At 42.3% G+C, this 14,237-nt stretch carries 9 protein-coding genes; 1 reads left to right on the forward strand and 8 read right to left on the reverse strand.

Annotation, left to right across the window (positions count from 1 at the left end):
• Positions 1-19: 19 nt before the first annotated feature.
• The 6 genes from bgaA to miaA form a co-directional block, all read right to left on the reverse strand.
• The gene (gene bgaA / locus LG372_RS02625) at positions 20-7,228 is read right to left on the reverse strand and encodes an LPXTG-anchored adhesin/beta-galactosidase BgaA (protein ID WP_225742055.1); all 7,209 of its coding nucleotides are present in this window, start codon (positions 7,226-7,228) and stop codon (positions 20-22) included.
• Positions 7,229-7,473: 245 nt separating this feature from the next.
• Entirely contained in the window at positions 7,474-8,229 is a 756-nt protein-coding gene (locus LG372_RS02630; RefSeq protein WP_225742056.1) for an SDR family NAD(P)-dependent oxidoreductase, read from the reverse strand.
• Between the two features lie 20 nt (positions 8,230-8,249).
• Positions 8,250-9,179, reverse strand: coding sequence for a ribonuclease Z (gene rnz, locus LG372_RS02635; RefSeq protein ID WP_125409442.1), 930 nt, complete (start codon positions 9,177-9,179; stop codon positions 8,250-8,252).
• Positions 9,180-9,193: 14 nt separating this feature from the next.
• Positions 9,194-9,817: a cystathionine beta-lyase gene (locus tag LG372_RS02640; protein ID WP_049551824.1), complete on the reverse strand. Its 624-nt coding sequence runs from the start codon at positions 9,815-9,817 to the stop codon at positions 9,194-9,196.
• A complete protein-coding gene (gene hflX, locus LG372_RS02645) occupies positions 9,810-11,048 on the reverse strand; it encodes a GTPase HflX (protein ID WP_225742057.1) in 1,239 nt (412 codons plus the stop codon). Before hflX ends, LG372_RS02640 begins: the two co-directional genes overlap by 8 nt.
• Positions 11,041-11,925 (reverse strand): tRNA (adenosine(37)-N6)-dimethylallyltransferase MiaA, encoded by an 885-nt coding sequence (gene miaA / locus LG372_RS02650; RefSeq protein ID WP_225742058.1) that lies wholly within the window; start codon positions 11,923-11,925, stop codon positions 11,041-11,043. The genes hflX and miaA overlap by 8 nt, the downstream gene beginning before the upstream one ends.
• A 120-nt stretch (positions 11,926-12,045) precedes the next feature.
• Here miaA and LG372_RS02655 point away from each other — a divergent pair, with 120 nt between their 5' ends.
• Positions 12,046-12,216: a DUF3042 family protein gene (locus LG372_RS02655; protein WP_001051780.1), complete on the forward strand. Its 171-nt coding sequence runs from the start codon at positions 12,046-12,048 to the stop codon at positions 12,214-12,216.
• A gap of 50 nt (positions 12,217-12,266) precedes the next feature.
• Here LG372_RS02655 and LG372_RS02660 read toward each other — a convergent pair whose 3' ends face one another.
• Positions 12,267-13,106 carry a thymidylate synthase gene (locus tag LG372_RS02660; RefSeq protein ID WP_049551828.1) on the reverse strand — a complete coding sequence of 280 codons (840 nt, stop codon included), beginning with the start codon at positions 13,104-13,106 and terminating at the stop codon, positions 12,267-12,269.
• A 98-nt stretch (positions 13,107-13,204) separates the two neighbouring features.
• Positions 13,205-14,164 (reverse strand): ROK family glucokinase, encoded by a 960-nt coding sequence (locus LG372_RS02665; RefSeq protein WP_049551829.1) that lies wholly within the window; start codon positions 14,162-14,164, stop codon positions 13,205-13,207.
• Positions 14,165-14,237 lie beyond the last annotated feature (73 nt).

The following is a 14,237-nucleotide window of genomic DNA, read 5'->3' on the forward strand; positions in this document are numbered from 1 at the left end:
AAAGAAGGTATCAAAATTTCTAATCTTCTTTTTTACCTTTAGTGGCTACTAATCCTGCACTCAAACCGAGAAGAGCTAAGCCTGTTGCTACTGCTGCTTGACTTGCCGCACTTCCTGTATTTGGTAACTGCGCTTTGTTAATTTGACTAGATTCACTTGAAGCGATTGGTTTTTTAGCTTCTTGAGCTACTGGTTTGGTTGTTTCGCCAGCTGTACCGACTTCTACGATGCGATCTTGAGCCATAACTTTATCATAGCTATCCTTTTCAGTTCGCTTACCATTTTCAACCTCAATCAAGTGAACACGGACTCCTTGTCTTCCTTCTTGGAGGACTCGAGTTTGACCTACTGGAAGTTTATCGTTCTTTTGTTCCTGAACCTTGAAATCAATGGTTTCTTCTTCGACCACAAGTTCTGGTCTGTTAAGCACAAGATTCTTAACTTCGTCTTCTGGAAGAGAGGTGCCTGGTTGCGTTCCAACTTCTAGGATACGATCTTGAGCAACAACTTTATCATAAGTTTCTTTAAGTTGGCGTTTTCCGTTTTCCACTTCGATCAAGCGAACACGGACTCCTTGTTTTCCTTCTTGAAGAACACGGGTTTCACCTAGATACAACTTATCAGACTTACGTTCCTGAACCTTGAAATCAATGGTTTCTTCTTCGACCACAAGTTCTGGTCTGTTAAGGACAAGATTCTTCACTTCATCTTCTGGAAGGGCGGTGCCTGGTTTCGTTCCAACCAAGACGATGCGGTCTGTCGGTGCCTCTACCACTTCATGGAGTTTTTCTTCCTTACTTCCATCAGAATTAATTGCTGTAAAGATACGTTCTTTTCCAACTTTTCCTTCTTGTTCTACACGAGTTTCACCTAGATACAGCGTAGAATCCTTTTTCTCAACTGTCTTGTAGGCCAAATCGTTTTCAACAAATTCAAGTTTTGGAAGTTCCTCCTGTACAGCAGCAACTGTCTTCTCAGAAACTGGTTTTTCCTTAGTCAACTGGATACGGTATTCCTTAACTTGTTTTCCACTTTCTGAAACGAGGCGAACAAGTACTGGAAGGCTGTCTTCTCCACTATCTACAACTGTTGAAGCTACTTGATTGGTTTCTTCAACTGAGACTTTTGGACGTTGACCTTTATAGGTAATTTGATAATCTTGACGATTTTCAGCGAAATCAGGAAGTTCTTTTCCATCTACAAGAATCTTCGATTGAGTACTTTCTTGAGGCAATTCGCTTGGTGCAAGGAAGGTCATCTCAATCATCGCAACACCGCTCTTATCTGCTTTACGCTCCATACGCCATCTCATGGCTTTGGCTTTGACAGCTTTAAATGTTACGTTTATTTCATCACCAGCTGCAATGTCTTTATCCACACGATAAGGAACAGCTTCCCAATTTTCTGGGTTGTTGAATGGATGGCCTGATTCGTATGCTTGGTAGTTTGAATAGTAGGTAGGCACTTCAAAGTCTGGACCGACATAACGTTCCAAAACAAGTTTAGATGGTGCATCTGTACCACTATCTGCAAAGAAGTGAAGTTTGGCTTGCGCAACAGTCCGCTCTACAATCTTACCATTTTCACGGAATATCACACCTGCTGATACTTCTGGATTGGTAGACGGTCTTGCAGACCAGTTTGTCCAACGACGATTTTCAGAGTGATCTCTATCATTGATATAGTCTACACGGTCATGAGAACTGTCGTCAATATCATTAGTTGCTGAAGCAAAGGCCTGGTTACTGTTTTCATCATAGTTAGGGTTATCTGAAAGAGCCTCACCAAGTTTATCTGTCACTCGTACAGTGAACTCTGCAGTAAGATTGCTACCAAGGACACGACCTCGAACAGTAAATTGACCTGCTTTTGTCAGATTTTCTGCTGGAACTTCTTCCCATTCAACTGTCAGGTCTTTTGTTTCGTAGCCGTCTTTACCTGTGAAGTAAACCGGAACCTTAGTTGGCAATTCAAGTGGTTGGTCTAGTTGCAACAAGCGAGCTTGTTTAACTGCAGCAACTGGTTTACGAGAAAGTAAGTCTTTATCCTTAGTGAAGTGCAGACGGTATTCTCCTAAGATGTCGCCATTTTCAGCTTTCGCGATGACACGAACTGGCTCACCTTCACGAACACTTGGAACGACGGTTGCGAGACCATTGTTGCTAACACTTGCTGTGACTGCGGGAACTTTTCCATCTACAGACTCAAGGTAGTAGTCTGTCAAATCAGGGTTGAAGTTTGCTAAGTCTTTGCCGTCAACTTGTATTCTTGTTTGTCCTTGTTTGGCTGCCGCAACTTGTTTCGCAAAGATTTGTACTTCTGTGATAGACGTTCCACGCTTGTTATCTGCTTTAACCATGCGAATGCGAACAGCATAGGTTTCAACTTTATCAAAGCTAAAGTGATTCATTTCTCCAGCCTTGAGTTGTTCTGGAGCTTTTAGATTAGTCACTTGTTTCCAATTAGCAGGATCATTAAAGACATGGTTTTCATTACCGACAAAGCTAGGATTCTTAGGAGCTGTTGGAACAGTCTTACCAACATAATACTCTATCACATAAGATTTCGGTGCACCGACTCCATGGTCTTCGTGGAATCCGACACTTAGATTATCAACGGAGCGTTTACTCAAGATACCTGAATCTCCAAACAGAACACCAACCGAAGCTTCTGGATTACTACGATTCCAGTTTGTCCAACGATTGGCTGGTCGGTCATTAAAGGAAATCAATTTATCGTTGACATTTGAAACAGGGTCGGTTGGATTTGAATCTGAAGCAAAGGCAAGTGGCAATTCTGAACCGGTCCATTGGTCTGAAATGTTTGCACCTTGCTCAGTTTGAGCAGATACGCGAACATGAAGTTTAGTTGTTAATTGAGTACCTTCTAAGCGACCGTCAACTGTAAAGACACCTTCCTTAGCGTATTGCTCTGGACGAATCGCATCCCATGCAACCTTAGCTGATGAAACGTGACCATTTGAATCATATGTACGAACGCTTTCTGGTAATTGTGGTGCTTCTGCGATTGGAGTTGTCACACTAACTTCTTCAACTGAAACGATACCTTCTACAGATACTTTAGCACGCGCTTCCAGGTCAATGCCTTCAACTTTACCTAACACTTCAAAGCTTTGATAGTGGTCTAGTTTTTCTTTCGGAATAGCTTGCCAAGTGACTTTGTGAGTTTTAGGGAAACCTTTGTCATACTCAACAGTTACTGTTGATGGAAGAGTAGGTTCTTGATGTAAATCTGTCACTACATTTACAGGACGGATGGATTGCGCAATCTTCTTCTCAGTATTGGCTTGGATGGTGAGTTCAACTTGGCCTTTAGCCCCCTCATATTCAGCTTTCAGAGTAAGTGCTCCTGGTTTATGCAACTCAAGCATTCCTTTTCGGACTGCAACTTCCCCTTCACCGCTTGTAGAGAAGCTCACCTTATCAGCTGGTAATACAGCTTGCGTTCCATCTTGATAATGAGCTCGAACCGACAAGTTGACTGTTTGGTCTTCTTTGAGACCGTCAGCTTGCTCAACTTGTAAGCTCAAGTGGTCAATTTTCGGTGCTTCTTCAAGGAATTGAATCGCATAGGTTTGAAGAGGGCCACCATCTTTAGGCTGAACAAAGATGCTCGCACGCATGCCGTTTGCTGCGCTTGCTTGAAGAACTGTAACATCAGCATTTTCAGCACTTGCTGTGACTTCTGGCAATTGGGCACCATAAGCAAGAGTGCGGTATTGCATTGGTTGTTGACTAGTAAGCCCTGTTACTGCCTCACCACCAACAGTAACAGTTGGCACTACAGGTGCTGCAGCTTTTCCTTCTTCTACCACAAGGGTTGCATGAATAGTTTCTCCAGCTAACTGACCAGTCATTTGAATACGTGATCCTGCTACTGAAAGTTTGGCTTTATCTGCTTCCGCAATCTCCCAGCTATCTACTTCGTACTCTTGTACACTTCCATCGGTTACAAGTATTGACACATATTTATCTACAGTATTCAAGTCTGCTCCTGGAGCAACACGTTTAACTGTTGGTAATTCTTTCGCAATTGCTAGAACCTCGACACGAGCCTCTACCTCACGTCCATTTGCTGTACCTTTAGCAGTCACAACTCCTGCTTGACTAACATCGACTTGAGACCAAGTTACTGGAAGTTTTTCACGACTACCATCGCTGTATACAAAACCTACTGTTTTCGGCATTTTTGGATCTTTACCGATTAATGTACGAACTCTTGCTACTTCTGTACCCAAAACAGTCTTCTCTTGTCCTTCTTTTTTACCAGTAAAGACAGTTACTTGACTAGATTTCAAGAGATCTGAATGGGCTGTCAGTGTGAATTTACCTGCTTGTTCAGTTGATTTGACAATGGCAACACCTTTACCATTAAATGCTTTACGAATCCAAGAACCATCTGCTTGCGCCTTATAGCGTTCACGGCTGGCTTGTTCCCCGTTATCGACACCGACAAGTTGGCCTTGTCCGTGTAATTGGAAGCGAACCAGATTATTGGCAGTTGGTACTACATTCCCTTGGCTATCAACGATTTCGTAGTAGATGTATGTCAAGTCTTTTCCATCTGCTGCGATTGCATGATCTTCTTTGATAAGACGAACAGCCGCTGGCTTACCAGCAGTCGTAATCTTATCTCGAGCAATTTCCTTGCCAGATTCATCACGAGCAATTGCTTCCAAGGTACCTGCTTGATAAGCAACTTTCCATTCAAGATAAAGTTCATTAGCATTAGCACCTTCTTGGTAAGTTCGTCCATCGCTAGTTTGTTTTTTGTTGAAAGTCTTAAGACCAAGAGATTTTCCATTCAAGAACAATTCTACACTTGCAGCATTAGAATAAGCACGTACAGGGATTTTATTTTCCGCGTCTGCTACATTATCTATCAACTCTTTGTTTTCCCAGTTCCAGTGAGGAAGAAGGTGAACCATTGGTTTTTTCTTTGCAGAAACCCATTGACTTTGGTAAAGATAAAAATCGTTTTTTGGAATACCTGCAGTATCTACGATACCAAAATAAGAGCTTTTAACCGGCGTGTTGTTTTGGTTGTGCCATGGAGTTGGTTCACCGATATAGTCCGTACCTGTCCAAATGAATTGACCAGCATAGCCAGCATTGTCACGGTCAAATGTCCATGAAGCAGTTGCCGTTTTACCCCAACCAACACGGTCATTACCATAATCGGACTGTTCATAGTTACGCCATGACTGATTACTTTGTACCCACTCACGCTCTGGGTGGAAGTAACTTCCTCTTGTACGCGTTGCTGAAGATGTTTCTGACCCATAAATCAACCATTTTGGATGCTTAGCTCTAAGGGCTTTGTAATTATCTTCAGAGTAGTTGAATCCAACAGCATCGAGTTCATCAGAAATTTTTTCATGCCCACCGCTGCCATTACCGAAACGGAACTTATCTGCTCCCATGGTAACATAACGAGTCTTATCAACATCCTTGATAACTTTGACTAGACGTTTAACAGTCGCTAGAGAATGGGGATCCCCATTTGCTTCACCGATTTCATTTCCGATTGACCACATAAAAACAGCGGGATTATTTTTGTCTCTCTCTACCATAGTACGTAGATCGTAGTCGGACCATTTTTCACCTTTTTTAGCCTCAGGATGGGTAGCATCTTTTTCAAAGAAACGTCCATAGTCATAAGGTTTCTTTCCGCCATACCATGTATCAAAGGCCTCTTCTTGAACAAGTAAGCCAAGTTCAGCTGCAATCTGTAAAGTCTGAGGACTTGCTGGGTTGTGAGTCGTACGAATCGAATTCACTCCCATTTCCTTCATCTGTTTCAGTCTACGGTACTCAGCCTTGTAGTTTTCTTCTGCTCCAAGCGCTCCGTGGTCATGGTGCAAGGAAACTCCATGGAATTTAATGCGTTCACCATTCAAAGAGAAGCCCTCATTTGGAGTCCAGTTATAATATCGGTAACCAAACAGATCTTTCTTAGCATCAACTAATTGACCGTCCCGGTAAACACGTGTAACTAATTCGTACAAGGCCGGTTTGTCATTTAAAACTGTCCAGAGTTTTGGTCTTTCAACTTCTAAAATCGCATCAAGACTAGTTACTTCATGTGCTTTCAAGGTACGGCTCTCTGTACGTACTAGACTTGTCACAGCCTGACCACCTCGTTCAACGATTTGATATTCTGCTACAAGTTGATGGTCTTTGTCGTCCGTATTGACAATTTTACTAGTCACATGAGTTTCAACCTTGCCGTGTTGCTGTTGTTCAAGTTTTGGCGTTAAGATGGTTGTCCCATTTTTCTCAACATGCACCTTATCTGTCACTTGTAAAGTCACATCACGGTAAATACCGCTACCTGAATACCAACGGCTACTTGGCTGTTTGTTGACTGCATGAACAGCAATTACATTCTCACGTCCATCTTTGTTCAAATAGTTAGTGATATCATATGAAAATTGATTATAACCATTTGGGTAATGACCTACTAACTGACCATTGACATAAACTTGAGAATCCATGTAGACGCCATCAAAAGTGAGGCGAACATTTTTCTTGAGATCTTTTTCATCTAGTTTGAAAGTCTTGCGATACCAAGCTTCCCCACCGTTAAGCTGTCCACCTTCATTTTGTGCAGGAGATTCATGATCAAAATCGTTAAAGATACTCCAGTCATGCGGTAAATCTAATTTTTTCCACGTAGATACATCTGCATCCGGTTTAATGGCTTCTTTAGAATTCGCATTGAGTTTAAAGTGCCAATTTTGGTTAAAATTCACTTTTCTGTCTTCAATCATTTGATTGACTTCTTCATTTGTCACAGCTTTAACATCTTCCTTGAGCGGTTTTTCTTGACTTGAAGCTTGTGATTCTATCTTTGGAGCTTTTTCTTCAGGTTTTGAAGACGCTTTTTCCTCTTTTAGAGTTACTGCTTTATCTTCTTTCTTCTCAGATGAAATAGACTCAGTTGCACTAGGTTGTTTTTGTGCTGTACTTTCAACTACATTTTTAGTTTCCAAAGCTTGATCAAGCTTTTCTTCTACTATAGGATTTTCGTCTTTAGGTTTCTCAGCAGTACGAGTAATAGGTGTCTCATCCGCATTAACTACAGATTCTCCAGCTATATTTCCTGCGAATAGAACTGCACAAGTTCCAATCATTACTGAGCAAGCTCCTACAGCAAATTTACGAATGCTATAGACTCTTTTCCGATTCCAATAGCTTTTTTCCATAAAATCCTCCTCTTTAGTAATCGCTTTCATTTTTATGTAAGCGCATAACTTTTAATAGTCTTTTACCCTTATTTTATTAAATAATATAGGAATTTTCAATACTTTAGCATATGAAATAATATTTTTGATAGTTTTTTCTAAAATTTGTAGAAGAATTAAAAAACTGAAAGTAGTTTTAAAAGAAAAAACACTTATTAACCTTTAAATTAAAAGAAGTAAAAAAGTCCCTTTAAAAGGAACTTCTTCTATTTATAATTAAAAGTTTCCCCTGCCAGCTTATCAGCTAGCTTTGGAAAAAGAGTATAAAACTTATGGGCTAGGTTCAACAACATCGGGAGATTGAGTTCTCGTTTGTTTTTTCCTATAATCTTGACAATCTTTTTAGCCACTGCATCTGGTTTCAACAGGAAGCGTTCAACCGACTTGAGATAGGTGCCATCTGGGTCGGCTTGGTCGAAAAATCCTGTGCGGATTGGTCCTGGATTGACAGTCGTTACGTAAATACCATAAGGCATCAGTTCGAGGCGTAAGGCATTTGAAAAACCAATGGCCGCAAACTTGGTAGCAGAGTAGAGACTAGACTTACCAGTAGCGATCAAACCTGCCATGCTAACAATATTGATGATATGGCCTTTTCGACTTTCCTTCATTCGAGCCGCAAGGCGACGAGACAGATTCATTAGGGCAAAGGTATTGACCTCGAACATCTGATGAATATCTTGGTCGGAAATCTGGTCAAATTCCTCAAAAATCCCGTAACCAGCGTTGTTTACCAAAACATCAATCTCGTCATAGCGGAGATGAAGGTCTGCTAGCAGAGTTTCTAAGGCTGAATCATCGGTAATATCGATTTCAATCAATTCTGCATAGGGATGGTTTCCGTAGAGTTGGACTAATTTTTCCTTATTTCGACCAAGTAAGATGAGTTGGTCATTTGGCAAGAGTTTGACTATTTCTTGAGCTAGGCCACCGCTAGCACCTGTAATGAGAATAGTAGGCATACTTATCCTTTCCCAAGCTTTTAGATTTCCACTTCTTCCAAGTCTTTGACCACATGGACATTTTCAAAAACACTAGCAGCGTCTTTTTTGAGCTTGCTGATATCTTTTGAGAGAAAACGGGCACTGATATGGTTGAGCAAGAGGCGTTTGGCTCCTGCTTCTACCGCTACTTGTGCCGCTTGCATATTAGTAGAGTGGCCATGGTTACGAGCAATTTTTTCATCACCCTTGCCATAAGTCGATTCATGGATAAGGACATCGGCATTGACAGCCAGACGCACACTGGCATCCGTTTTTCGAGTGTCTCCTAAAATAGTGATAATTTTACCTGGACGTGGAGCTGAGATATAGTCTGCTGCCTTGATTTCAGTACCGTCTTCCAAAACAACATCCTGGCCGTTTTTGATTTTCCCAAAAAGTGGGCCAAATGGGACACCAGCAGCCTTGAGCTTTTCAGCATCTAAGGTACCTTCTAGGTCCTTTTGCATGACACGATAGCCAACGCAGAAAATAGTGTGGTCCAACTCCTCTGCATACACTGTGAATTTATCGGTCTCAAGGATTTTTCCTAAAGAATCTTGGTCAAACTCATGAAAATGAATACGGTAAGGCAGGCGCGAACCTGACACACGAAGGCTGGTTAAGACAAAGGACTTGATCCCTTGAGGTCCATAGATTTCCAAATCCGTCTGCTCTTCATTAGCCTGAAAGGCTCGACTAGAAAGGAAACCTGGTAAGCCAAAAATGTGGTCTCCATGCAGGTGGGTGATAAAAATTTTGCTGACCTTACGTGGTCGAATTGTGGTTTCCAGAATGCGATTTTGCGTTCCTTCTCCACAGTCAAATAGCCAGACTTCGTTAATCTCATCCAATAATTTCAGAGCGAGACTTGAAACGTTGCGGGCTTTAGAGGGCTGACCAGCCCCCGTTCCTAAAAATTGAATATCCATTCGATACTTTCTAATTAATCAATATATAACATGGCTGTGCGGTTTTCCGATCGGAAATAGCGCTTGCCAGAAAAAGCTGTGGCTTCTTGTAATAACTCCTCTTGGCTGTAGCCTTTGAGACGCTTACGACCGTCAGCCAAGCTTTCCAAATCTGTCAAAGCTGTAAGATTTTCCACGCTAACAACTTCCTCGTCCTCGACAGCCTTCATGTAAATCTTGCCAGACTCCTCAAAGACTAGCTGATGGGGGAAAATTTGTGCAATTTCAAAAAGTAAGTCATCCGAAATCTTCTCTTCATTCTCAGAGAAAATTCGACCAAGACCCTCACTCTCATAGCAAAAACCAAAGGATTTACCAGACAGATTAAGACGAATAAAAGGCTTGTTTTCGAGTGTGAAACTCGGCTCAGTATTGTAAAGATTCAGTTCCTGACTGAGTTCCGCAAAATAATCCGTCGCTGCCTCAGGACTCTTTTTTTGGTAAAGTTCTGCAAAGTAAGCATTGACCACGCTGGGCGGAGGTGTGATAAGTGCCAACTGCTCCTGCTCTGTCTTGCCAGCTAGAAGCTGATCCAGATAGACCTTGTCCAGACTTGTATAGCCTCCATATTTTAGAGCCAAGGTTTTGATATCAGTCATAAAATTCTTCTAACCTCCATTTGTTTTTCTCAGAAATGTAGCCTGTAATGACTTCGCCATCCTCTTGATAGTCACGTTCTTCCAGAATCGCAACACTTTCCAAATCATGAATCTTATAGGACTTAGAAAAAGGCACGCGCAGAGTAAAGGATTCAAAAATATTCTTGATTTTCTCTAAAAATAGTGCCTGCAAGTTCTCGCGACTATCCTCAGACTTGGCAGAAATGAGGGCATAAGGAGTTTGGGTCGGCGTAAAATCTTCGACCAAATCCGCTTTATTATAAAGGGTCAGGCGAGGAATATCCTCCATGTCCAAGTCTTTCATGATGGAAAGAACCGTTTTTTCATGCTCCTCGTGGTAAGGATTGCTGGCATCAATGACATGAACCAGAAGATCCACATGCTTGCTTTCTTCCAAGGTTGACTTAAAACTGGACACCAACTCTGTCGGCAAATCTTGGATAAAACCAACCGTATCAGTTAAAGTCACCTGTAGATTGCCCCCAAGATGGATACTCTTAGTCGTCGCATCTAGAGTTGCAAAAAGCTCGTCTGCTTCATACTGTGTCTTACTGGTCAAAGTGTTCATGATAGTTGACTTCCCAGCATTGGTATAACCAATCAAACCAATCTTAAAGGTGCTAGACTCCAGACGTTTTTCTCTGACAGTCGCCCGATTTTTCTCAACCACCTTGAGCTGGCGTTCGATATCTGTGATTTGATTGCGAACGCTACGACGGTTCAGCTCCAGCTGGCTTTCACCAGGTCCACGGGAACCAATTCCCCCTGCCTGACGACTGAGCATAATCCCCTGACCAACCAAACGAGGCAAGAGGTATTTGAGCTGGGCTAGGTGAACTTGGAGCTTACCTTCATGGCTTCGAGCCCGCATGGCAAAGATATCCAAAATCAACTGCATACGGTCAATAACCTTGACACCCAGAACTTCCTCTAGATTGACATTCTGCCGTGGAGTCAAGCGGTTATTGACGATGACAGTGGTAATTTCTTCTGCATCTACCATAAGCGCAATCTCTTCTAACTTACCAGAGCCGACGAAGGTCTTGGAATCATATTTTTCACGTTTTTGTCTGTAACTATCTACAACGACTGCCCCAGCTGTCTTAGCTAGACTGGCCAATTCTTCCATAGAGAGATCAAAATTGTCCATGCCCTGCAATTCTACACCAATGAGCAGGACCCGTTCCTCTTTTTTCTCCGTTTCAATCATCTAAAAACTCCTCTATCTGGCTTAAAATTCGGTCTTGCACACCAGTTTCTCCAATCTGATAAAAGGTGACCTGCATGCGATTACGGAACCAGGTCAACTGACGCTTGGCAAAACGACGAGTCGCCTGTTTGAGACTCTCACTAGCTTCCTCCAAGGTTTGCTCTCCACGGAAATAAGGAAAGAGTTCCTTGTAGCCAATTCCTTTAGCAGCCTGCACATCAGGGTAATGGTCAAAAAGCCACTTAGCTTCATCCAAAAGCCCAGCCTCAAACATTAGATCTACTCGGCGATTGATACGCTCATAAAGCTGACTGCGCTCATCGTCCAAGCAGATAATCAGCGGTTCATACAAGGTCTCTTGATTTTCCAAATCCTGACCAAAATGGGCAATTTCCAAGGCACGCATAGCACGACGACGATTAAACTGGGGAATTTCAAGACCTGCTTGCTCTACCAGATGGGCTAACTCCTCATCTGAAAAAGATTCTAAACTAGCTCGATAAGCTAAAATTTCCTCATGTGGTATCTCTCCACCGAGATGATATCCTTCTAGTAGACTCTGTATGTAAAGCCCTGTTCCACCAGCGATAATGGCAAGCTTGCTACGGCTGTGAATATTCTCAATAGCCATCTTAGCTTCTGCAACAAAATCAAAAGCCGAGTAAGACTCGGTTACCTCTCTAACATCGATTAAATGATGAGGAACAGCTGCCTGCTCTTCTGAACTAGCCTTAGCCGTCCCAATATCAAGTCCTCGATAGACTTGTTGGCTATCTCCACTAACCACTTCGCCATTAAAACGCTTGGCCACTTCAATGGCAAGGGCTGTTTTTCCAACAGCAGTCGGTCCAACAATCACAATTATTTTTGTTTTCATCTTTTTTCCTTGAAAAATTCCCATTTTTTCGTTACTATTATTATAACACAAAAAGGTCAGTCAGAAAAATGTGACCTCTTAAGGGGGCTGGCTGATTGAGAATATAAAGGAGGAAGACTCATGGCTAAAGGATTTGCTAAAGGTCTTGTAACAGGTGTCGCAGGAACTGTCGCTGCCGTCGCAGGTGCAGTATACGCATTTAAAAAGAAAGTGATCGAACCAGAAGAGCAAAAAGCAGCTTTCATCGAAGAAAACCGTAAAAAAGCAGCTCGTCGCCGCGTATCACGTTAAAAAACAAAAGAAGTTGGGATTTATTTTCTCAACTTCTTTTTTCTATTCTTTTAAATAGCTAGGTCAAACTTCAACTGCGGCTTGACAGGGTCATAATCCACCAACTCAAAATCTTCTGCTTTGATATCAAAGAAACTAGTCCCATCAGGAACATTTAAAACCAAGCGTGGTTGGCAGTTTGACGGTTCACGACGGAGCAATTCCTCTGCTTGTTCAAATTGATTATCATAGATATGGAGGTTGTTGATGAAGTAGAAGAACTTCCCAACCTTCCAGCCAAAATGCTTGGCAATCATCATTTGAAGAGCCACGTACTGCATAGCGTTGATATGGTGAGCCACTAGCATGTCGTTAGAACGCTGGGTCAAGGTCGCATCCAGATAGATTTCTCCATCTACACGGCGGACATCAAACATGGTCTGAAAGGCACATGGGAGGAGGCCGTCCGTCTCCTCAAAAGCTTGATAATCCCAGAGAGAGATAATATTGCGGCGGTTCCAAGGGTTGGCTTCCAACTGCTTGAGAAGCTTATTGATGATGTCGTGTTTCTTAACGACCGCCCCGTAACGCTCACCAATAGTTCCCGTATCTCCCACTTCCCAGTCATTCCAGTAGTGAACATTGTACTTGTCATTAAGCACGTCTAGGCTATTTGACTGGTCTTGGTAAATCCAGAGCACTTCCTTGATTGCGGATTTGATGGCAATAGGACGCAAGGTTGTGATGGGGAATTCCCCTTTTGCTAAGTCATACTCTGCAAAGGCACCCGTTACATACTTGGAGTTGGCAACGGTTCCATCCTTGTACTTGGGACGAGCCTGCTCTGAAAAGACACCGTCTTTGAGGATTCGTTCAATATTTTCTTTAAAAATCGTATCTGCTTTTGTCATTTACTCTCACCTCATTTATTGTCCTAACTAGTATAGCATAAAAAAAGAAAGGAGGAAAATCACTCGATTTAAAGTAGTGTTTTTCTCCTTTTATTATTTTACTGCAATACAAGTGATGCTGCTCCGATAACTCCAGCGTCATTTCCTAGAGTTGCAAGAGCCAATTTAGTTGTTGTGCGTACTTGTGGGAAGGTATTTTCGTCGTAAACCTTTTGAACACCTTGTAGAAGGAATTCTCCTGCAGCTGATACACCACCACCGATGACGATGGTTGAGGGGTTAAGGATTGAACCAATGTTAGCACAAGCGATTCCCAAGTAACGTGAGAAGTTACGGTAAACGATCAAAGCAAGGTCGTCTCCTTCTTTTGCAAGGTCAAAGACAGTCTTAGCAGTTACTTCTTCTCCATTATCAATCAAGCGTTTCAAGGCTGCATCGCCTTCGTATTCATCCGCATAGCGACGAGTCAAGTTGACAATCCCTGTTGCTGAAGCGACTGTCTCAAGACAGCCTTTCTTACCACAGGTACATGCGATTGGTTGGTCAAAGTCAACAGTGATGTGGCCAAGCTCACCTGCTGCACCAGCAACACCGTGAAGCAATTTGCTTTCTGCAACAATACCGCCACCAACACCTGTACCAAGTGTCATAAAGACAACGTCTGGTTGGTTATCACCAGCACCCATCCAACGTTCACCAAGAGCAGCTACATTGGCATCATTATCGATGAAGAAAGGAATGCCCAAGGCTTTTTCAATCTTTTCTTTGATTGGTTGAAGGGTTTTCCAGTTGAGGTTGTAGGCACCGATAACAGTCCCTTTTTCACGGTCAACCACACCTGGTGATCCCATTCCAATACCTTGGAAGTCTGCTGCTGCCAATCCAAGCAAGTCCAAGCGATGTTGAATAGACTCAATCATATCATCAACGATATGACTTCCCTCATCCAAAATATTAGTCTTGATAGACCATTTTTCTTGGATTTCTCCTGCTGTTGTTAAGATTGCAAATTTGATAGAAGTTCCACCAAGGTCAATCCCAATAATCTTTTGACTCATCTTTTCTCCTTTATATCTTTTCATTAATGGAAATGCTTACAGGAATAGTATAACAAAAATTTTCGACCAATGC

Origin of the sequence: Streptococcus sp. Marseille-Q5112, assembly GCF_916700555.1 — a bacterium.
In the GTDB taxonomy this organism is placed as follows: Bacteria; Bacillota; Bacilli; order Lactobacillales; family Streptococcaceae; genus Streptococcus; species Streptococcus symci.